23 protein-coding genes are annotated in these 18,663 nt (G+C 61.9%); 13 read left to right on the top strand and 10 right to left on the bottom strand.

Annotated elements, in window-relative coordinates; translation table 11 throughout:
• Positions 1-10: 10 nt before the first annotated feature.
• The 11 genes from rpsE to rplQ all read left to right on the top strand — a co-directional run bounded on the left by rpsE (position 11) and on the right by rplQ (position 5,767).
• The gene (gene rpsE, locus PSELUDRAFT_RS03600; protein ID WP_088965549.1) at positions 11-529 is read left to right on the top strand and encodes a 30S ribosomal protein S5; all 519 of its coding nucleotides are present in this window, start codon (positions 11-13) and stop codon (positions 527-529) included.
• Entirely contained in the window at positions 522-707 is a 186-nt protein-coding gene (gene rpmD, locus PSELUDRAFT_RS03595; protein ID WP_088965548.1) for a 50S ribosomal protein L30, read from the top strand. Before rpsE ends, rpmD begins: the two co-directional genes overlap by 8 nt.
• 3 nt (positions 708-710) lie before the next feature.
• Positions 711-1,145, top strand: coding sequence for a 50S ribosomal protein L15 (gene rplO, locus PSELUDRAFT_RS03590; protein ID WP_088965547.1), 435 nt, complete (start codon positions 711-713; stop codon positions 1,143-1,145).
• A 10-nt stretch (positions 1,146-1,155) separates the two neighbouring features.
• Positions 1,156-2,472 carry a preprotein translocase subunit SecY gene (gene secY, locus PSELUDRAFT_RS03585; protein ID WP_088965546.1) on the top strand — a complete coding sequence of 439 codons (1,317 nt, stop codon included), beginning with the start codon at positions 1,156-1,158 and terminating at the stop codon, positions 2,470-2,472.
• A 19-nt stretch (positions 2,473-2,491) separates the two neighbouring features.
• Positions 2,492-2,710, top strand: a complete 219-nt coding sequence (gene infA, locus PSELUDRAFT_RS03580; RefSeq protein ID WP_088965545.1) for a translation initiation factor IF-1 — start codon at positions 2,492-2,494, stop codon at positions 2,708-2,710.
• 35 nt (positions 2,711-2,745) lie between these two features.
• Complete coding sequence (gene rpmJ, locus PSELUDRAFT_RS03575) at positions 2,746-2,859, top strand: 50S ribosomal protein L36 (protein WP_011137711.1); 114 nt, start codon at positions 2,746-2,748, stop codon at positions 2,857-2,859.
• A 69-nt stretch (positions 2,860-2,928) separates the two neighbouring features.
• Entirely contained in the window at positions 2,929-3,291 is a 363-nt protein-coding gene (gene rpsM, locus PSELUDRAFT_RS03570) for a 30S ribosomal protein S13 (RefSeq protein WP_088965544.1), read from the top strand.
• A 17-nt stretch (positions 3,292-3,308) separates the two neighbouring features.
• Positions 3,309-3,704 (top strand): 30S ribosomal protein S11, encoded by a 396-nt coding sequence (gene rpsK, locus PSELUDRAFT_RS03565; RefSeq protein ID WP_088965543.1) that lies wholly within the window; start codon positions 3,309-3,311, stop codon positions 3,702-3,704.
• Positions 3,705-3,721: 17 nt separating this feature from the next.
• Positions 3,722-4,345, top strand: coding sequence for a 30S ribosomal protein S4 (rpsD, locus tag PSELUDRAFT_RS03560; protein ID WP_088965542.1), 624 nt, complete (start codon positions 3,722-3,724; stop codon positions 4,343-4,345).
• 23 nt (positions 4,346-4,368) lie between these two features.
• Complete coding sequence (gene rpoA / locus PSELUDRAFT_RS03555; RefSeq protein WP_088965541.1) at positions 4,369-5,352, top strand: DNA-directed RNA polymerase subunit alpha; 984 nt, start codon at positions 4,369-4,371, stop codon at positions 5,350-5,352.
• 22 nt (positions 5,353-5,374) lie between these two features.
• A complete protein-coding gene (rplQ, locus tag PSELUDRAFT_RS03550; RefSeq protein WP_088965540.1) occupies positions 5,375-5,767 on the top strand; it encodes a 50S ribosomal protein L17 in 393 nt (130 codons plus the stop codon).
• 43 nt (positions 5,768-5,810) lie between these two features.
• On the opposite strand, the gene PSELUDRAFT_RS03545 is transcribed toward rplQ, so the two are convergent.
• Positions 5,811-7,202 carry a PLP-dependent aminotransferase family protein gene (locus PSELUDRAFT_RS03545; protein ID WP_162291238.1) on the bottom strand — a complete coding sequence of 464 codons (1,392 nt, stop codon included), beginning with the start codon at positions 7,200-7,202 and terminating at the stop codon, positions 5,811-5,813.
• Between the two features lie 120 nt (positions 7,203-7,322).
• Here PSELUDRAFT_RS03545 and PSELUDRAFT_RS03540 point away from each other — a divergent pair, with 120 nt between their 5' ends.
• The gene (locus PSELUDRAFT_RS03540) at positions 7,323-8,639 is read left to right on the top strand and encodes an aspartate aminotransferase family protein (RefSeq protein WP_088965538.1); all 1,317 of its coding nucleotides are present in this window, start codon (positions 7,323-7,325) and stop codon (positions 8,637-8,639) included.
• A gap of 241 nt (positions 8,640-8,880) precedes the next feature.
• Complete coding sequence (locus PSELUDRAFT_RS03535) at positions 8,881-10,521, top strand: methyl-accepting chemotaxis protein (protein ID WP_088965537.1); 1,641 nt, start codon at positions 8,881-8,883, stop codon at positions 10,519-10,521.
• 71 nt (positions 10,522-10,592) lie between these two features.
• On the opposite strand, the gene lnt is transcribed toward PSELUDRAFT_RS03535, so the two are convergent.
• The 9 genes from lnt to PSELUDRAFT_RS03490 all read right to left on the bottom strand — a co-directional run bounded on the left by lnt (position 10,593) and on the right by PSELUDRAFT_RS03490 (position 18,628).
• Positions 10,593-12,107, bottom strand: coding sequence for an apolipoprotein N-acyltransferase (gene lnt / locus PSELUDRAFT_RS03530; RefSeq protein WP_088965536.1), 1,515 nt, complete (start codon positions 12,105-12,107; stop codon positions 10,593-10,595).
• A gap of 2 nt (positions 12,108-12,109) precedes the next feature.
• On the bottom strand, positions 12,110-12,949 hold the full coding sequence (locus PSELUDRAFT_RS03525) for an HlyC/CorC family transporter (RefSeq protein ID WP_088965535.1): 840 nt from the start codon (positions 12,947-12,949) through the stop codon (positions 12,110-12,112).
• A gap of 12 nt (positions 12,950-12,961) precedes the next feature.
• Entirely contained in the window at positions 12,962-13,471 is a 510-nt protein-coding gene (ybeY, locus tag PSELUDRAFT_RS03520) for an rRNA maturation RNase YbeY (RefSeq protein ID WP_088965534.1), read from the bottom strand.
• A complete protein-coding gene (locus tag PSELUDRAFT_RS03515; RefSeq protein ID WP_088965533.1) occupies positions 13,452-14,420 on the bottom strand; it encodes a PhoH family protein in 969 nt (322 codons plus the stop codon). Before PSELUDRAFT_RS03515 ends, ybeY begins: the two co-directional genes overlap by 20 nt.
• Complete coding sequence (locus PSELUDRAFT_RS03510; protein WP_088965532.1) at positions 14,417-14,779, bottom strand: hypothetical protein; 363 nt, start codon at positions 14,777-14,779, stop codon at positions 14,417-14,419. Before PSELUDRAFT_RS03510 ends, PSELUDRAFT_RS03515 begins: the two co-directional genes overlap by 4 nt.
• Positions 14,776-15,069: a YciI family protein gene (locus PSELUDRAFT_RS03505; protein WP_088965531.1), complete on the bottom strand. Its 294-nt coding sequence runs from the start codon at positions 15,067-15,069 to the stop codon at positions 14,776-14,778. The genes PSELUDRAFT_RS03510 and PSELUDRAFT_RS03505 overlap by 4 nt, the downstream gene beginning before the upstream one ends.
• Before the next feature lie 24 nt (positions 15,070-15,093).
• The gene (miaB, locus tag PSELUDRAFT_RS03500) at positions 15,094-16,428 is read right to left on the bottom strand and encodes a tRNA (N6-isopentenyl adenosine(37)-C2)-methylthiotransferase MiaB (protein WP_088965530.1); all 1,335 of its coding nucleotides are present in this window, start codon (positions 16,426-16,428) and stop codon (positions 15,094-15,096) included.
• A 132-nt stretch (positions 16,429-16,560) separates the two neighbouring features.
• Positions 16,561-17,751, bottom strand: a complete 1,191-nt coding sequence (locus PSELUDRAFT_RS03495; protein ID WP_088965529.1) for a cation:proton antiporter — start codon at positions 17,749-17,751, stop codon at positions 16,561-16,563.
• A gap of 82 nt (positions 17,752-17,833) precedes the next feature.
• On the bottom strand, positions 17,834-18,628 hold the full coding sequence (locus PSELUDRAFT_RS03490; protein WP_088965528.1) for a helix-turn-helix transcriptional regulator: 795 nt from the start codon (positions 18,626-18,628) through the stop codon (positions 17,834-17,836).
• Positions 18,629-18,663 lie beyond the last annotated feature (35 nt).

Raw genomic sequence — 18,663 nt, 5'->3', positions numbered from 1 at the left:
GGAGTTAAGAATGGCTAAGCACGAGATCGAAGATCGTGGCGACGGTCTGATCGAGAAAATGATCGGTGTAAACCGCGTCACCAAAGTGGTGAAGGGCGGTCGCATCATGGCCTTCTCGGCTCTGACCGTTGTTGGTGATGGCGATGGTGGTATCGGCATGGGTAAGGGCCGTTCCAAGGAAGTGCCGGCTGCCGTACAAAAAGGTATGGAGCAGGCTCGCCGCAACATGTTCAAAGTTCCGCTGAAAAACGGCACGCTGCATCATGCAGTGGTTGGTGTCCATGGCGCTACCACCGTATTCATGCAGCCCGCTAAGGAAGGTGCCGGTGTTAAAGCCGGTGGTCCGATGCGCGCTGTTTTCGAAGCACTGGGTGTACACAACGTGTCCGCCAAGATCCATGGTTCCACCAACCCGTACAACGTGGTGCGTGCAACCCTGGACGGCCTGAGCAAGATCTGCACTCCGTCGCAGATCGCTGCCAAGCGTGGTCTGACCGTTGAGCAGATCCTGGGGGCTGACCATGAGTGATACCAAGACCATCAAAGTAACGCTGGTTAAGAGCCTGATTGGCCGCATCGAGTCCCACCGTGCCTGCGCGCGCGGCCTGGGCCTGAAGAAGCTGAATCAGACTGTCGAGGTAATCGACACTCCGGCTAACCGTGGCATGATCAACAAGATCAGCTACCTGGTTAAATTCGAGGGCTGAGAAATGTTGCTGAATACCATTAAGCCTGGTGCCGGCTCCAAGCATGCCAAGCGCCGTGTTGGCCGCGGCATTGGCAGCGGTCTGGGCAAGACTTGTGGTCGCGGCCACAAGGGTCAGAAGAGCCGTGCAGGTGGTTTCCACAAAGTAGGCTTCGAAGGCGGTCAAATGCCGCTGCAGCGTCGTCTGCCGAAACGCGGCTTCAAGTCGCTGACCGCAGGTGCCGTGGCTGAAGTACGTCTGTCCGAACTGGCTCTGCTGCCGGTTGTGGAAGTGGATCTGCTGACTCTGAAGCAGGCTGGCCTGGTTCCGGCGCAATCGCTGGGTGCCAAGCTGATCCTGTCTGGTGGCGTAGACCGTGCCTTTACCCTGCGTGGCGTTGCTGCCACTGCTGGTGCCAAGGCTGCTGTCGAAGCTGCTGGTGGTAGCTTCGTAGAATAAGGCTCAGTCCGTGGCGAATACTTCTCTAGTTGGAAACAGCGACAAGTTCGGCGACCTCAAGCGTCGTATCTTGTTTCTGCTCGGCGCGCTGATTGTTTATCGCATTGGTGCGCATGTTCCGGTTCCCGGTATTGATCCGGCGGCGCTAGCGAAGTTGTTCCAGTCGTCACAAACCGGCCTGCTCGACATGTTCAACATGTTCTCGGGCGGTGCCCTTCAGCGATTTACGGTATTTGCCCTGGGCATCATGCCGTACATCTCTGCCTCCATCGTTCTTCAACTTGCTTCCGAGATCGTTCCGACTCTGAAGCAGTTGAAGAAGGAGGGTGATGCTGGCCGTCGCAAAATCACTCAGTACACCCGCTATGCCACCCTTGCTCTGGCCTCGTTCCAGAGTTTTGGCATTGCTGTGATGCTGTTCAAGCAACCCAACCTCGTTGTGGCTCCGCAGTTCGAGTTCTACGTGACGACCGTGGTAAGCCTGGTTACCGGCACCATGTTCCTCATGTGGCTGGGCGAGCAGATTACCGAACGTGGTCTGGGTAATGGCATCTCGTTGCTGATCTGCGGTGGTATCGCTGCAGGTGTGCCGGCAGCCATTGGCAAGACGTTGACCCTGACCAGTCAGGGTTCGCTGCCGATTCTGCTGGTTATCCTGCTGTTCGTTGCCGTTGTCGCAGTGACCTACATCGTGGTGTTCGTTGAGCGTGGACAGCGCAAGGTTCTGGTGAACTATGCAAAACGTCAGGTAGGTAACCGCATCATGCAGGGCCAGAGCACGCACATGCCGCTCAAGCTCAACATGGCCGGTGTTATCCCGCCGATTTTTGCATCCAGTATCATTCTGTTCCCTGCTACCGTGCTGGGCTGGTTTGGCAATACCGAAGGTCTGGGTTTCCTGAAGTCTGTCGCTGACAAGCTTCATCCTGGCCAACCGGTTTATGTGTTGCTGTACGCTGCGGCGATCATTTTCTTCTGCTACTTCTACACCGCTTTGGTTTTCAACCCCAAAGAGACTGCAGACAACCTGAAGAAAAGCGGGGCATTCATCCCCGGTATCCGTCCTGGTGAACAGACTTCCCGTTACATCGAGAAGATCATTCTTCGACTCACGCTGATTGGTGCGATCTACATCACGCTGGTTTGCCTGCTGCCGGAATTCCTGATCCTGAACTGGAACGTACCGTTCTACTTCGGCGGGACTTCGCTGCTGATCATGGTTGTCGTGACCATGGACTTCATGGCGCAAGTGCAGTCGTATGTTCTGTCCCACCAGTATGAAGGCTTGCTGAAGAAGGCGAACTTCAAGAGTGGCGGTAGCCGCTAAGCAATCGGTAACTGAGCAAATGTCGAAAGAAGATACCATCCAGATGCAGGGCGAAGTCCTGGAAACGCTGCCGAATGCAACGTTCCGGGTCAAGCTCGAGAATGGACACGTTGTGCTGGGACATATCTCCGGCAAGATGCGCATGCACTACATTCGCATTCTGCCGGGTGACAAGGTTACTGTGGAGATGACTCCCTACGACCTGTCCCGTGCCCGCATCGTGTTCCGTGCGAAGTAATCGCACTTGCTCTTTTCAGATAGAAAGGAACTGAAATGCGTGTACAACCTTCGGTAAAGAAAATTTGCCGTAACTGCAAAATCATTCGTCGCAACCGTGTTGTACGAGTGATCTGCACTGATCCGCGCCACAAGCAAAAGCAAGGCTAACATTTGTTGGCTGAGCACTTGTTGTGCTAGAATCGCAACCTTTTCAAGCTTAACGCTTAAGGAAAGAGAATGGCCCGTATTGCAGGGGTAAACATCCCCAATCATGCGCATGCCGTTATCGGCCTGCAGGCAATCTATGGCATTGGCCAGACCCGCGCCAAGCACATCTGTGCTGCTACCGGTATCAACCCGGCAAGCAAGGTAAAGGATCTGACTGAAGCCGAGATGGAAGCTCTGCGTGTTGAAGTGGCTAAATTCACCGTTGAAGGTGATCTGCGCCGTGAAATCACCATGAGCATCAAACGACTGATGGATATGGGCTGCTACCGCGGCTTCCGTCATCGTCGTGGTCTGCCGTGCCGTGGTCAGCGCACCCGTACCAATGCACGTACCCGCAAAGGCCCGCGTAAGGCGATTGCTGGTAAGAAGTAATTCAAGGAACTTAGATAATGGCTAAAGCAAACACAGCTGGTCGTGTACGCAAAAAAGTACGCAAGTCTGTTAGCGATGGCATCGTGCACGTGCACGCTTCCTTCAATAACACCATTATTACCATCACCGATCGTCAAGGGAATGCTTTGTCTTGGGCTACCTCCGGCGGTGCTGGCTTCAAAGGCTCGCGTAAAAGTACACCCTTTGCCGCTCAAGTAGCAGCAGAGCACGCTGGTAAAGTTGCCCAAGAATACGGTGTAAAAAACCTGGAAGTACGTATCAAGGGTCCGGGCCCTGGCCGCGAATCCTCCGTACGTGCGCTGAATGCACTGGGTTTCAAAGTGACCAGCATCTCCGACGTGACGCCCGTTCCGCACAACGGTTGCCGTCCTCCCAAGAAACGTCGTATCTAATCTGGAGAGTCTGAGAAATGGCACGTTACACTGGCCCGAAATGTAAACTGGCTCGTCGCGAAGGGACTGATCTCTTCCTGAAGAGCGCACGCCGTGCACTGGACTCCAAGTGCAAACTGGATACCGCTCCAGGTCAGCATGGCGCTAAGAAGAACACCCGCCTGTCCGGCTTCGGTGTTCAACTGCGTGAAAAGCAGAAAGTACGCCGCATGTACGGCATTATGGAACGTCAGTTCCGTAAGTACTTTGCTGAAGCTGCTCGCCGTCAAGGCTCCACTGGTGAAAACCTGCTGCAGATCCTGGAATCCCGTCTGGATAACGTTGTTTACCGCATGGGTTTCGGTTCCACTCGCGCAGAAGCACGCCAGCTGGTAAGCCACAAGGCGATCACTGTAAATGGCGTTGTAGTGAACATCCCGTCTTACCAGGTTAAATCTGGCGACGTGGTTGCTGTTCGTGAGAAGGCCAAGAAGCAGGTTCGTATTCAAGAAGGTCTGGCTCTGGCGGAACAGATCGGCTTCCCGGCTTGGGTTGCAGTTGACTCCAAGAAAATGGAAGGCGTATTCAAGACTGTTCCGGAGCGTTCCGAGTTGTCTAGCGATATCAACGAACAGCTCGTTGTGGAATTCTACTCCAAGTAATCGCTAGCTCTTAAGGAATGACTATGCAAAACAGCGCTTCGGAATTTCTGAAACCGCGTCTGATCGATGTGCAGCCGGTATCGGCTACACATGCACGTGTGTCGATGGAGCCGTTTGAGCGTGGCTATGCCCATACCCTGGGTAATGCGCTGCGCCGCATTCTGCTCTCTTCGATGCCGGGCTACGCCCCGACCGAAGTAACCATCGCTGGCGTTTTGCATGAGTATTCCGCTCTTGACGGTGTACGGGAGGATGTTGTTGACATCCTCCTGAACCTGAAGGGCGTAGTGCTTAAACTGCATGGTCGTGACAGCCTGATCCTCTCCCTGAAAAAGGATGGTGAAGGCGCTGTTCTGGCCGGTGACATCGAGCTGCCGCATGACGTTGAAGTGATCAACCCTGATCACGTCATCGGTCATCTGGCTGCTGGTGGCAAGATCGACATGGAAATCAAGGTAGAGAAAGGCCGTGGCTATCAGCCGGTAGCGGCTCGTATCAACCATGACGACAACCGTTCGATCGGTACCATCCAGCTTGATGCCTCCTTCTCCCCGGTGCGTCGTGTCAGCTTCAATGTTGAAAGCGCCCGTGTAGAGCAGCGTACCGACCTGGATCGTCTGGTTCTCGATATCGAGACCAATGGCGTGATCGAACCGGAAGAAGCAGTCCGTCTGGCTGCCCGCATCCTGGTTGATCAGCTGTCGATCTTTGCAGACCTGCAAGGCACCGCAGTTGAGGAAGTCGTTGAAAAGGCGCCGCCGATCGATCCGATCCTGCTGCGTCCGGTAGACGATCTCGAACTTACGGTACGTTCCGCCAACTGTCTGAAGGCCGAGAACATCTACTACATCGGTGATCTGATCCAGCGTACGGAAACCGAGCTGCTGAAGACTCCGAACCTTGGTCGTAAGTCGTTGAATGAGATCAAGGAAGTTCTCGCTTCGAAAGGCCTGACCCTGGGCATGAAACTCGAAAACTGGCCGCCGGCTGGTCTCGAAAAGCCCTGAGCCGGGATAAAAGGACACTACAATGCGTCATCGTAATAGCAATCGTAAACTGAATCGTACCAGCAGCCACCGTCTGGCCATGCTCCGCAACATGGCTAACTCGCTGCTGCGTCACGAAGCAATCGTGACTACTCTGCCGAAGGCCAAAGAACTGCGCCGCGTTGCCGAGCCGCTGATTACCCTGGGTAAGAAGCCGTCCCTGGCAAACCGCCGTCTGGCATTCGACCGCACCCGCGACCGTGAAGTGGTTGTGAAACTGTTCGACGTTCTGGGCCCGCGTTTCGCAGCCCGTAACGGCGGCTACGTTCGCATCCTGAAGTACGGTTTCCGTCAGGGCGACAACGCTCCGATGGCACTGGTTGAACTGGTGGATCGTGCGGAAGGTGAAGTAGTTGTGGAAGAAGCTGCCGAGTAATCGCAGCCGATTCAAAAAAAGCCAGCGCTTGCGCTGGCTTTTTTCATTGCTGCTGCCGCAGCCAGTGCCAGAAGGCATCCGGCTGCAGGTAGGCGGAATTGAAGCGCCAGTAGGCACAGTTGGCCGCATCGGCGTGAAACAGCGTGCCGGGGGTCAGGTAGATCTGCTGCTGCTGTGCCCGGCTGGCATCGATGTGCACGCCTGGCGGCGGGCAGGCCCAGATGAACATGCTGCGGCTGGCTGGCTGGAATACCTGCCAGCCCAGTTGCTCGAAACGGGCAATGGCGACGGCACTGTGTTCGGCGATACGATCGGCCAGCCGCTGGCTGTGACGGCGATATTTGCCATCGCGCACCAGCTCGTAGGCCAGCTGCTCGGTATGGCTGGAGGTGCCCAGTGCAGCCAACATCTTGGCACGGGTTAGTGCCTCTACCCAGCGCGGCGGCGCCGCCAGGTGGCCGACACGCAGTGCCGGGCTCAGCGATTTGCTGTAGCTGCCGATGTGGATCACCTGCTGCAAGCCATCCATGGCCGCCAGCGTGGGCAGAGGGTTGTCCAGCAGGTCGGCGCTGACGTTGTCCTCGACGATCAGCAGGTCATGTTCGCGCGCCAGTTGCAGCACGCCATGTGCAGTCTGCACCGAGTAACTGGCGCCGGTGGGGTTCTGCTGCCACGGATTGGTAAAGAACACCCGCGGGCGGTGTTCCTGCAGCAGGCGTGCCAGGCTGTCCAGCTCGGGGCCATCTGCCGTCCACGGCACACCGACGATCTTGCAGCCGCGGAACTTCAACGAAGAAATCAGGTTGCAGTAGCCGGGGCTGTCCACCAGCACCGTCTGCTGCTCCAGTCGTAGCGCATCACACAGGATGCTCAACGCCTGCGTTGCGCCCTGGGTGAGCAGAATCTGGTTGGCACTGCATGGAATGCCCACTGCTTGCAGCTTGTCGGCCTGCAACTGGCGCAGTGCCGGCAGGCCCTGCGGGTGGCCATAGCTCAGGCCGGGCAATTGCTCGCGGGCGATGCGTCGCATGGCGCGCGCGATGCCGTCGGCGTCGTACCAGCTTTCCGGCAGCCAGCCGCAGCCGGCCAGAATGCCGCGTGCCTGGCCATCGTAGATGCCGGTCAGCAGCCAGTCGCTGTCCAGTGGCAGCTGTGCCAGCCGGTTCGGTTGCTGCGGCAGCGGCGGCAGGCTCTTGCGCAGCACGTAGTAGCCGGCGCCGGGCCGCGATTGCAGCAGACCCTGCTGCAGCAGGCGGTCATAGGCATCGCTGATGGTAAAGGCGCTGAAGCCCAGTTCGGCGGCCAGCTGGCGGATGGAAGGCAGGCGGTAGCCGGCTGGCAGTGTTCCCTGGCGGATGGCCTGGCCGATGCCGTGCACCAGTTGGGTAACCTTGCTGCGCTGGCTACGGTCCAGCAGGTGGTTATGGCTGTTCATTGCAAACTGTACTGAAAAATTGACCGGTACGATCGGGCCGATTGTCATGGTTCCGTATCTGTCACTGTACTGGGATTTTGCCTACATTGACAGGCCTCACACCCCACCGACGAGGCCATCATGAGCCAGTACAGCATGGATGCATTCTGGATGCCGTTCACCGCCAACCGCCATTTCAAGGCCGACCCGCGCATGCTGGTCAGCGCCGATGGCATGTATTACCGCGACGATGCCGGGCGCCAGGTGCTGGATGGCTGCGCCGGCCTGTGGTGCGTGAACGCCGGCCATAACCGTCGCAGCATCGTCGAAGCCGTACAGCGCCAGGTTGGCGTGCTGGACTACGCGCCGCCATTCCAGATGGGCCACCCGCTGGCATTCGAGGCAGCGGAAACCCTGGCCGCGATGGCGCCGGCCGGGCTGTCCAAGGTGTTCTTTGTCAACTCCGGTTCCGAGGCTGCCGATACCGCGCTGAAAATTGCGCTGGCCTACCACCGGGTGCGTGGTGATGCGGCACGGGTGAAGCTGGTTGGCCGCGAGCGTGGCTACCATGGCGTGAACTTCGGCGGTATCGCCGTAGGCGGTATGGCCGGCAACCGCAAACTGTTCGCTACCGGCCTGCCGGGGGTGGACCACCTGCGTGCCACCCATGATCTGGCGCGTAACGCCTTCAGCCATGGCGAGCCGGTATTTGGCGCCGAGCTGGCCGATGAACTGGAAGCGCGCATCACCACGCTGCACGACCCGTCCACCATTGCTGCAGTAATAGTGGAGCCGATGGCTGGCTCCACCGGCGTGCTGATTCCGCCGCGTGGCTACCTGCAGCGCCTGCGCGAGATCTGCGACAAATACGGCATCCTGCTGATTTTTGACGAAGTGATTACCGGCTTTGGCCGCCTGGGTGCCGACTGGGGCGCCAACAAGTTCGACGTGCAGCCGGACATCATTACCTGTGCCAAGGGCCTGAGCAACGGTACGGTGCCGATGGGCGCGGTGCTGGTGAAGCCGGAGATCCACGATGCCTTCATGGCGGCGGCTGGCGAGCGCGCCATCGAGTTTCCGCATGGCTATACCTACTCGGCGCACCCGCTGGCCTGTGCCGCGGCCATTGCCACGCTGAACCTGTACCGCGACGAGCAACTGTTCCAGCGTGCGGCCAACCTTGAAGCCTATTTCGAGCAGCAGGCGCATGCATTGCGCGGCACCCGCCACGTGCAGGACATCCGCAACCTGGGGCTGGTGGCCGGCATCGAGATGGAAAGCCGTCCGGGTGCGGTAGGGCAGCGCGGTTTCGATGTCTTCCTCAAGTGCTGGGAGAAAGGCGTGCTGCTGCGCTTCACCGCCGACACCATCGCGGTATCGCCGCCGCTGATCATCGACAAACAGCAGATCGACACCCTGTTTGCCACCATCGCGGAGGCGATTCACGAAACCGAATGAGGCTGCTGGCGGTTTGCCTGCTGTTGCAGGCTGTCAGGAGCACAGAAGCGCATGACGTTGGCCTGCCGCCGCACACGGCAGGCTTGGGGATTACCCTTGACTCGCAGTGTTTGCCCGGCTTTTGGCCGGGCTTTTTTTATGTCGCGTGGTGACAGCCGGTGGCTTTGTCTTTAAATTGTTCAGTATAAAAAAAGCGTAAGTAAAGCTGTATATACAATAAAATGCCCCTTGGAGAGAATCGATGAAGCAAAATACACGCTGGTCCCTGAAGCGCCGATTGCTGCTGCAGGTGGTGGCCGTGGCCGCCATCCTGATACTGCTTGGTGTGCTGTCGCTGTTGCATGAACGCAGCACCATGCTGCAAGACCGCGAAGACAAGGTGCGCAACCTGGCCGAGGTGGCGCTGTCGGTGGTCAAGAGTTACGAGGAGCGCGCCGCGGCCGGGCAACTGAGCGATGCCGAGGCACAGCGCCAGGCGGTGGCGGTGCTCAATGGCGCGCATTACAACGGTGGTGAATATTTCTTTGCCTTCGACCGCGACTGGAACTGGGTAGTGCATGGCGCCAAGGCCGCCATGATCGGCAAGAATGCCGCCAGCCTGAAGGAAGGCGGTGGCCGCACGCTGCGCGAAGTGTTCGAGGAAACGCTGAACCGTGGCGGCGGCAAGGGCCAGGCCCACTATATCTGGGACAAACCGGGATTCGATACGCCGCAGCCCAAGGTGTCTTACGTTGCCACCTCGCCGAAATGGGGTTGGGTCGTGGGCACCGGCATCTACCTGGATGACGTGCAGGCCGACTTCCTGCAGCAGGCGCTGCAACTGGCGGTAGAGGTGCTGGTGGCCCTGGTGGTGGTGGTGATTTTCGGCACCTGGCTGCGCCGCAGCGTGATGCAGCAGCTGGGAGCCGAGCCGGCCGTTACCCGCGATGTGGTGCACCGCATTGCCGAGGGTGATCTGCACGTGCCGATTCCGATTGCCGATGGCGACAAGGACAGCCTGCTGGCCGCCGTGGCCGATATGCAGCAGCACCTGCGTGAACTGGTGGGCGGCATCGCCAACAGCAGCCGCAGCCTGGCCGGCATGGCCGGCGACATTACCGGCAGCGCCGGCGCCGTGGCGGCCAGTTCCGACCAGCAGAGCCACGCCGCCACCGAGATGGCGGCGGCGATCGAGGAGCTGACTGCCAGCATCAAGCAGGTGGCCGAGCTGGCCGACCATGCGCGCGATGTCTCGGCCAACTCCGGCGAGCTGTCCAACCAGGGCGGCGAAGTAATCGCCAGCGCGGTGGTGGAGATGCAGCGCATCAATGCCGCGGTGGATCATGCCGCGGTGACCATCGACGAGCTGGTCGGCAAGACCGAGACCATCTCCACCATCATGCAGGTGATCAAGGACATTGCCGACCAGACTAATCTGCTGGCGCTGAATGCGGCCATCGAGGCGGCGCGCGCCGGCGAAAGCGGCCGCGGTTTTGCGGTGGTTGCCGACGAGGTGCGCAAGCTGTCCGAGCGTACTGCCGGCGCCACGCAGGAAATCGCCGACATGATCCGCGACATCCAGCATGGCTCCGAGCAGTCGCGAACCAATATGGAAGAGGCGGTGAGCCGGGTGAAGGCGGGCCTCGCGCTGGCCGAGCAGGGCGGCGAAGCCATCCGCCACATCCGCGACAGCGCCAACGGCGTGGTGGGGGTGGTGAAGGAGATTTCGCAGGCGCTGACGGAGCAGGGCAATGCCAGCGAGGAGATTACCCGCAACGTGGAGCAGATCGCACAGGCTGCGGCCAACAATGCCGAGGCGTCCGGCACTACCTCCAGCGCCATGGGCGAGCTGAACCAGCTGACCGAGCGGCTGCGCGGCATGGTGGCACGCTTCCAGGTGTAGTGCGGCCGAGGATGGTCCGACAGCAAAACAGCCCGGCATGCCGGGCTGTTTGCTTTGCTGCTGCGCGAAGCTCAGTGCTCCAGCGCAGTACGCTGCTGCTGGCGTTGCCACAAGCCCAGGCCGGCGGCGATCAGCAGCAGGGCGGCACACAGCGCCAGGATGGGCAGGTTGCCGGTCTGCATATACGGCGTCAGGCCGCTGCGGCCCTGCACCGTGGCGCTGATGGTCTGGCGGGTGTCCGGCGCGGCAACGGCGACCACTTCGCCGCGATGGTCGATCACTGCGGTCATGCCGGTATTGGTACTGCGCAGCATGGCGCGGCCGGTTTCCAGTGCCCGCGCCTGCGACAGCTGCAGGTGCTGGCTCATGGCGTTGCTCTTGCCGAACCAGGCCAGGTTGCTGACGTTGGCCAGCATGGTGGCGTTGGCCGCAGGGCCGATCAGTTCCTCGCCGAAGCCGTCCTCGTAGCAGACGTTGAAGGCGATGCGCTGGTCGGCCACCTGCAGCGGGTGCTGCATGGGCCCGCCGCGGCTGAAGCCGGACAGCGGCATGTTCATGAACTGGTAGATCCAGCTGGTGATCATCGGCAGCGGGATGAACTCGCCGAACGGCACCAGGTGATCCTTGGCGTAGTAGGGGAACTGCGGCTGGTTCAGCGCCACCACGGCGTTGAGATAGCCGCGGCCGTCCGGCGTGCGCCGTGGCAGGCCGGTGATCAGCGCACTGTTCTTCAGGTCGGCGGCGCCGTTGATCATGGTCAGGTAGCCGGAAGGCATGTCGTCCAGGAACACCGGCAGCGCGGTTTCCGGCAGCAGCAGCAGCTGCGAGGCCGGCGCCTGCGCCACCATGCGGTAATAGGTGGCGAGGGTGAATTCGAAGGTGGCCGGGTCCCACTTCAGCGCCTGCGGGATATTGCCCTGCAGCAGCGATACCGTCAGCGGCTTGCCGCTGTCCTGCGTCCATTGCTGGCGCTTGGCCAGGTCACCGCCGCCCCACAGCAGGGCAATGGCCAGCAGGCCGCTCAGCATGCCCTTGCGTGGCAGCTGCGGCAGCCAGGCCAGCAGGCTGGCGCTCAGCGCCACGGCAAAGGTCACCAGGTGGATGCCGCCCAGCGGCGCGTAGCCGGCCAGCGGGCTTTCGGTGATCTGGCTGTAGCCGGCGGCGCCCCACGGAAAACCGGTGAGCATCCAGCTGCGCAGCCATTCACCCACCGTCCACGCCGCCGGAAACAGCAGCAGGTGACGCACCCAGCCATGGCTGTGGATGCGCACCGTCAGGTGGCAGGCCAGCGCCGGATACAGCGCCAGGTAGGCGGGCAGCAGCAGCGTCATGCCGCCGGCCAGGGGCGATGGCAGGCCGGCGATGTCGTGCAGGCTGATGTAGATCCAGTAGAACTGGCTGCAGTAGGCGGTAAGCCCCCACAGCCAGGCAGTGGTAAAGGCACGCTGCGGCCAACGTTGCACGAGCCACAGCAGGGTGGCCAGGCACAGCGGCATCAGGAAGAACAGCCGGTAGGGCGCATAGGCCAGTACGGTGGCGGCGCCGCTGCCGATGGTGAGCAGCAGCCAGGCGAGTTGCAACAGCATGCTCAATCCTGTGCCAGGCCGCGGCGTTCCACCAGCAGTGCCTGCAGGCGGCGGCTGTCGGCGCGGATCACGGTGAAATGCCAGCCATCCAGCTGCAGGCCCTCGCCTCGCGCCGGCACATAGCCGAGGTTGGCGGTGACCAGGCCGCCGACGGTGTCCACTTCGTCGTTCGGCAGCTGGCTCTCAAAGAAGGTGTTGAAGTCTTCCACCGTGGTGGTGGCCAGCACGCGATAGCGGCCGCCGCGCACCGGCACGATTTCCTCTTCCGACTCGATCAGGTCGTGCTCGTCGTCGATGTCGCCGACGATTTCCTCCAGCACGTCCTCGATGGTCACCAGGCCGGACACGCCGCCGTATTCATCGACGGCAATCGCCATATGCGTCTTGGTGGCGCGGAATTCGCGCAGCAGGCTGTCCACGCGCTTGCTTTCCGGCACGAACACCACCGGGCGCAGCATGGCCTGCAGGTTGAAGTCCTGCGGCGCGGTGAAGTAGCGCAGCAAATCCTTGGTGAGCAGGATGCCCTTGACGTCGTCCTTGTCGTCGCCGATCACCGGAAAGCGCGAATGGCCAAGCTCGATGACGCGCGGCAGCAGCTTTTCCACCGTGTCGTCCAGGCTGATCACATCCATCTGGCTGCGCTGCATCATGATCTCGCGCACCGTGCGTTCGGAGAACGACAGCACGCCTTCGATCATCGCCAGCGCTTCTGCATCCAGCAGATTGCGCTCGAAGGCGGCGTGCAGCTGGGCTTTCAGCTCCTCGCGGTCTTCCGGCTCGTGGGTGAAACGGTTCAGCAGGCGCTCGAACCAACTGGGGGAAGGTTTACTGGAATCGTCCATGGTGTGGCGGGGTCAGGCCTTTTCGGTGGCGTAAGGGTCGGCATAGCCTAACTTGGCGAGGATGGCCGTTTCAAGCGCTTCCATTCTGTCCGCCTCGTCATCGGCCTCGTGATCGAAGCCCTGCAGGTGCAGCATGCCGTGCACGGCCAGGTGCGCATAGTGCGCTTCCAGCGCCTTGCCTTGCTCGGCGGCCTCGCGCGCCACCACCGGGGCGCAGAACACCAGGTCGCCGAACAGTGGCATGCCCGCCACGCTGTCGCCTTCGTTCAGCGCGAAGGACAGCACATTGGTGGCGTAGTCCTTGCCGCGGTAGTCGCGGTTCAGCGTGCGGCCCTCGGTTTCGTCCACCACCACAAGCGAGATCTGTGCCTGGCGCACACCGCTTTGCAGCGCGGCCTGGCACCAGCGGCGCCACAGTTTGCCTTCCGGCAGCGGCTGTTCGCTTTCCAGGCGGTCTTCCAGGCTCAGTTCCAGGCGTGCGGCCAACCTTTGCAGCAGCGGATTACGTTTGGCTTGTTTCATTGTCTTGCTTGCTTTGATAACGGTCGTAGGCGTCGACGATTTTCTGCACCAGCGGATGGCGCACCACGTCTTCGCTGTTGAAATGATGGAAATGGATGCCGCGCACGTCCTTGAGGATGTGCTCGACCTCCACCAGCCCGCTCTTCTGGTGGCGGGCCAGGTCGATCTGCGTCACGTCGCCGGTGATCACCGCCTTGGAGCCGAAGCCGATGCGGGTGAGGAACATCTTCATCTGTTCCGGCGTGGTGTTCTGCGCCTCGTCCAGGATGATGAAGGCGTTGTTCAGCGTGCGCCCGCGCATATAGGCCAGCGGCGCGATCTCGATCAGGTTCTTCTCGAACAGCCGCGCCACCTTGTCGAAGCCCATCAGGTCGTACAGCGCGTCGTACAGCGGGCGCAGGTACGGGTCCACCTTCTGTGCCAGGTCGCCGGGCAGGAAGCCCAGCTTCTCGCCGGCTTCCACCGCCGGGCGCACCAGCACGATGCGCTTCACTGCGTCGCGCTCCATGGCGTCCACCGCGCAGGCCACCGCCAGGTAGGTCTTGCCGGTACCGGCCGGGCCGACGCCGAAGGTGATGTCATGGCTGAAGATCTGCTTGATGTAGCTGCTCTGGCGCGGGGTGCGGCCCTTGAGGTCGCGGCGGCGGGTGGCCAGCTGCGGCGAATCGTCGTCTGCCGGGTTGTCCTGGCGCGCTTCCACCAGCCCCAGCTGGATGTCGCGCACGTTCAGCTCACGCTTTTCCGCCAGCTCGTAGCAGCGTTGCAGCAGCAGCAGCGCGCGGGTGGCCTGCTCACCCTTGATGTTGAACTGCTCGGCGCGGCGCTGGATGCTGACATCCAGCCCGGTTTCGATCTGCTTGAGGTTTTCATCCAGCGGGCCGGTGAGGCGCGCCAGTCGTTCGTTGTCCACCGGGGTGAACTGGTAACTGCAGCTTTGTTGCTCGCTCATGGCGTCTTGGGGAGGGCTTCCGGGCAGTGTCGTTGTTGCTGCCATTGTCGTAGGCGGGACTGGTATTGTTCAAGCGCCACCGCTTCCTGCGATGGCGTGCGCAGCTGGCCCATGGGCAGCGGAATCAGCACGCCGATGGCACCGTGGCTGCCGATGCTGCTGCCAAGGCCGATGTTCATGTCGATATTGGGGTTGGCCGCAAGCAGCTGGCGCAGGCGGGCATCGCTGCGGATGAGCTGGCGCGCCAGCGCCGGGCAGTCGAGCGTGGCCGGGTCGCTGGCGACGAAGTCGTCATCAGGGGTGCTGGCGCAGCCGGCCAGCACGGGCGCCAGCAGCAGCGGCAGCAGTGCGCGCCTCATGCCGGCTCCAGCAGGTGGGCAAGTTCCGGTGCGCTCAGGCTGGGGGCGAATTCGGTGATGTCGTATTCGGCCACGCCGGCGCGGGCGAACGGGTCTTGCGCCAGCAGCGCATCCAGTTGCTCGCGCGGCATGCTCCGCGCCAGGATCACGCCGCCGGTGCGTGGCAGCTTGCGGCCGGAGGCCAGCAGCAGGCCGTCGCGGTAGGCTGCCTGCAGCCAGGTCACGTGTGCCGGCACCAGTTCGTCGATGCGGCTCAGCGGTGCGGTGTAGTGCAGCGAAACCACGTACATGGACATGCTCCCGGCCTGGCGGCCTTATACCGTCTCGGTAGTCAGCACCTCGCCGCCCAGCGAATGCGGGAAGGCTTCGGTGATCACTACTTCGATCATCTGGTTGATCAGGCGCGGGTTGCCGTGGAAGTTCACCACGCGGTTGTTGGCGGTACGGCCGGCCAGCATGTTCGGGTCTTTCTTGGAGATGGCTTCCACCAGCACGTGCTGCACGCTGCCCACCATGCTCTTGTTGATGTCGAAGCCACGGGCCTCGATCACCTCGTTCAGCGCTTCCAGCCGGCGCACTTTCTCCTTGTGCGGGGTGTCGTCCGGCAGGTTGGCCGCAGGCGTGCCCGGGCGCGGGCTGTAGATGAACACGAAGCTGAAGTCGAACTCCAGATCCTTCACCAGTTTCAGCGTCGCCTCGAAATCGGCCTCGGTCTCGCCGGGGAAGCCGACGATGAAGTCGGACGACAGGCACAGGTCCGGGCGCAGCGCGCGCAGCTTGCGGATGATGGACTTGTATTCCAGCGCGGTGTAGCCGCGTTTCATCGCGGTGAGCACGCGGTCGCAGCCGCTTTGCACCGGCAGGTGCAGGTGGGAAACCAGCTTGGGCAGCTTGCCGTAGCAATCGATGATGCGCTGGTTGAATTCACGCGGGTGGCTGGTGGTGAAGCGCATGCGCTCCACGCCCGGAATCTCGTGCACGTACTCCAGCAGCATGGCGAAGTCGGCGATCTCGCCATCGGCCATCTTGCCGCGGTAGGCGTTGACGTTCTGCCCCAGCAGGGTGATTTCCTTCACGCCCTGGGCGGTGAGGCCGGCGATCTCGGTGAGTACGTCCTCGAACGGGCGCGATACTTCCTCGCCGCGGGTGTAGGGCACCACGCAGAACGAGCAGTATTTGGAACAGCCTTCCATGATGGAGACGAAGGCCGCGCCGCCTTCCACCTTGGCCGGCGGAATGTGGTCGAACTTCTCGATTTCCGGGAAGGAAATGTCTACCTGGGCGGCGCCGCTCTGCTGGCGGCCCTTGATCAGCTCCGGCAGGCGGTGCAGGGTCTGCGGGCCGAACACCACGTCCACGAACGGCGCGCGCTTGACGATGCTGTCGCCTTCCTGCGAGGCCACGCAGCCGCCCACGCCGATGATCAGGTCGGGGTTGGCTTCCTTCAGCGGGCGGATGCGGCCCAGGTCGGAGAACACTTTCTCCTGCGCCTTTTCGCGCACGCTACAGGTGTTGAACAGGATAACGTCGGCTTCTTCCGGGTTATCCGTCTTGATCATGCCTTCGCTGCTGCCCAGTACATCCACCATCTTGTCGGAGTCGTACTCGTTCATCTGGCAGCCGAATGTCTTGATGTAAACCTTTTTCATGCCTGCTTGTGTGTCTGCTGATGGGCGGCAGCGCGGCTGCCGCAAAAAAATAAAGGCCAGCGTTGGCCGCACCGGTTCCCGTGGGGAAAAGCGCTTTTTCGCTGGCGAATGAATAGCTTGCGCGCGAGTTTATCACACCGCCACGCCGGCTGCAGCGCCGCCGCCGCGACGCAGTGCCAGCTTGAACACGAAGGGGTTGAGCAGGATGGACAGGATGGCGCCGGCCATGATCAGCGCATGGCCGCGGCTGGACAGCAGCTCCAGCTGCAGCCCCAGGCCGGCGAGGATGAAGGAAAACTCGCCGATCTGCGCCAGGCTGGCGGCAATCAGCCAGCGGTCGGCCCGCGGCTGGCGCAGCGAGGCCATCAGCCACCATGCGGCCAACCCTTTGCCGACGATGATGATGGCCAGCGTGGCCAGCACCGCCGGCAGGTCGTCCAGCAGCACGCGCGGGTCGAACAGCATGCCGGCGGCCACGAAGAACAGCACCGAGAACGCATCGCGCAGCGGCATCGCCTCCTCGGCAGCGCGGTGGCTGAACGGCGAGCCGGCCAGCACCGTGCCGGCAAAGAAGGCGCCCAGCGCGAACGACACATCGAATAGCGCACTGGCGCCGTAGGCCACGCCCAGCGCAGTGGCCAGCACGCCCAGGCGGAACATCTCGCGGCTGCCGGTGTGCACGATCTTTTCCAGCATCAGCGGAATCAGCTTCTGCCCCACCAGCATCATCACTGCCACGAAGGCCGCCACCTTGCCCAGCGTCAGCAGGATGGCCTGCAGCGAGCCGCCAAGGTTGGCCGCATCGTTGCCGGCAATGGCCGGAATCAGCACCAGCGCCAGGATGGTGGCGATGTCCTCGGTCACCAGCCAGCCCACCGCCACCTTGCCGGCCGGGGTTTCCAGCCGCTGGTGTTCCTCCAGCGACTTGAGCAGCACCACGGTACTGGCCACCGACAGCGCCATGCCGAACAGCAGCCCTTCGGCCAGCGGCCAGCCCAGTAACACCGACAGGCCGTAGCCCAGCGCGATGGCCACCGCGATCTGCGCGATGGCGCCGGGCAGGGCGATGCGCCGCACCGCCAGCAGGTCGTGAATGGAGAAATGCAGGCCCACGCCGAACATCAGCAGGATCACGCCCAGTTCGGCCAGCTCGGCGGCCAGGTGGCCGTCGGCAACGAAACCGGGGGTGAACGGGCCGACGATGATGCCGGCGGCAAGATAGCCCAGCAGCGGCGGCAGGCGCAGCTTCAGTGCCAGCGCGCCCAGTGCGAACGCCGCCAGCAGGGCGCCGACAAGGGTGGTGATGAGGGGTGTTGCGTGCATGGTGACTCCCTGGTATCCGGTTCTGGTTTTATAGATACGAGGGCGACGGGCGGGCAGAGTTCCTGGCCGGAACCTGCGCCGGCTAACCGTTCTGGCTTAGCTGGCAGATGAAGCGGTTGAACAGTTCGGAATGATTGGCCACCCCCAGCTTGTTGTACATATTGCGGCGGTGCACCTTCACCGTTTCCGGCGAAATCGCCAACTGCTGGGCAATGGCCTTGCTGGACAGGCCGCGCAGGGTGAGGCGGGCGATTTCCGATTCGCGCTCCGACAGGCAGCCACGGCCGAACTGTTCCAGCATCTGCGCCAGCTGGTCGGACAGACCATTGCGCGGCGGGCTGGCCTGCGGCGCTTCCTGTAGCTGCCAGTGCCGTTTCATGGCCGCCAGCACCCAGCCCTGCACGATGCGCAGGCGGCCGATCTGTTCGGCCTGGTAGGGGCTGCTGCTGCCCAGCGACAGCGACAGCACCTGCTCGGGCGCCAGCCGCAGCAGGAACTGCACCTCGTCCACGCCTACCTCCTTGCGGTGATAGTCCAGGTAGTAGGTGCTTTGCTGGAACTGGTCCGGCGCGATGTCCGGCAGGTGGTGCAGGCCATCGGTAAACGGCTCGCAGGCCAGTTGGTAGAACGGGTCCAGCAGGTACAGGCCCTGGCAGTACAGCGGCATCGGCGAGGCTGCCGGCGCGGCGTCGAAGCTGGATTCATCCAGGATCAGCGGCGCTTGCCGCGGGGTGAAGCACACTGCCAGCGCGTTGTCGAACGGCGCAAGCTGGCGCAGCTGCAAGACCAGCGCGCGCCAGAAACGCGCACCACCCAAGTGCTCGAACAGCTGTGCCAGGCCGTGGTGCAACGGCAGTTCTCGAAGCAGACCTTCCATGTCTCTAACCTATCTGGGGTAACCGGTGTTGGTAA

It is taken from the genome of Vogesella sp. LIG4, assembly GCF_900090205.1.
Lineage (GTDB): Bacteria > Pseudomonadota > Gammaproteobacteria > Burkholderiales > Chromobacteriaceae > Vogesella.
The sequence above is the reverse complement of the archived record's forward strand: the minus strand, read 5'-3'. Positions and strand labels throughout refer to the sequence as shown.

Bases quoted from the DNA above. Each gene is read 5' to 3' on its own strand.
- rpsM (WP_088965544.1), top strand. From the start codon at position 2,929: ATGGCCCGTATTGCAGGGGTAAACATCCCCAATCATGCGCATGCCGTT.
- infA (WP_088965545.1), top strand. From the start codon at position 2,492: ATGTCGAAAGAAGATACCATCCAGATGCAGGGCGAAGTCCTGGAAACG.
- miaB (WP_088965530.1), bottom strand. From the start codon at position 16,428: ATGAAAAAGGTTTACATCAAGACATTCGGCTGCCAGATGAACGAGTAC.
- rpsK (WP_088965543.1), top strand. From the start codon at position 3,309: ATGGCTAAAGCAAACACAGCTGGTCGTGTACGCAAAAAAGTACGCAAG.
- ybeY (WP_088965534.1), bottom strand. From the start codon at position 13,471: ATGAAACAAGCCAAACGTAATCCGCTGCTGCAAAGGTTGGCCGCACGC.
- rpsD (WP_088965542.1), top strand. From the start codon at position 3,722: ATGGCACGTTACACTGGCCCGAAATGTAAACTGGCTCGTCGCGAAGGG.
- PSELUDRAFT_RS03525 (WP_088965535.1), bottom strand. From the start codon at position 12,949: ATGGACGATTCCAGTAAACCTTCCCCCAGTTGGTTCGAGCGCCTGCTG.
- rpoA (WP_088965541.1), top strand. From the start codon at position 4,369: ATGCAAAACAGCGCTTCGGAATTTCTGAAACCGCGTCTGATCGATGTG.
- PSELUDRAFT_RS03545 (WP_162291238.1), bottom strand. From the start codon at position 7,202: ATGAACAGCCATAACCACCTGCTGGACCGTAGCCAGCGCAGCAAGGTT.
- PSELUDRAFT_RS03535 (WP_088965537.1), top strand. From the start codon at position 8,881: ATGAAGCAAAATACACGCTGGTCCCTGAAGCGCCGATTGCTGCTGCAG.
- PSELUDRAFT_RS03505 (WP_088965531.1), bottom strand. From the start codon at position 15,069: ATGTACGTGGTTTCGCTGCACTACACCGCACCGCTGAGCCGCATCGAC.
- rpmJ (WP_011137711.1), top strand. From the start codon at position 2,746: ATGCGTGTACAACCTTCGGTAAAGAAAATTTGCCGTAACTGCAAAATC.
- PSELUDRAFT_RS03540 (WP_088965538.1), top strand. From the start codon at position 7,323: ATGAGCCAGTACAGCATGGATGCATTCTGGATGCCGTTCACCGCCAAC.
- PSELUDRAFT_RS03515 (WP_088965533.1), bottom strand. From the start codon at position 14,420: ATGAGCGAGCAACAAAGCTGCAGTTACCAGTTCACCCCGGTGGACAAC.
- lnt (WP_088965536.1), bottom strand. From the start codon at position 12,107: ATGCTGTTGCAACTCGCCTGGCTGCTGCTCACCATCGGCAGCGGCGCC.
- rplO (WP_088965547.1), top strand. From the start codon at position 711: ATGTTGCTGAATACCATTAAGCCTGGTGCCGGCTCCAAGCATGCCAAG.
- rplQ (WP_088965540.1), top strand. From the start codon at position 5,375: ATGCGTCATCGTAATAGCAATCGTAAACTGAATCGTACCAGCAGCCAC.
- PSELUDRAFT_RS03490 (WP_088965528.1), bottom strand. From the start codon at position 18,628: ATGGAAGGTCTGCTTCGAGAACTGCCGTTGCACCACGGCCTGGCACAG.
- rpmD (WP_088965548.1), top strand. From the start codon at position 522: ATGAGTGATACCAAGACCATCAAAGTAACGCTGGTTAAGAGCCTGATT.
- PSELUDRAFT_RS03495 (WP_088965529.1), bottom strand. From the start codon at position 17,751: ATGCACGCAACACCCCTCATCACCACCCTTGTCGGCGCCCTGCTGGCG.
- rpsE (WP_088965549.1), top strand. From the start codon at position 11: ATGGCTAAGCACGAGATCGAAGATCGTGGCGACGGTCTGATCGAGAAA.
- PSELUDRAFT_RS03510 (WP_088965532.1), bottom strand. From the start codon at position 14,779: ATGAGGCGCGCACTGCTGCCGCTGCTGCTGGCGCCCGTGCTGGCCGGC.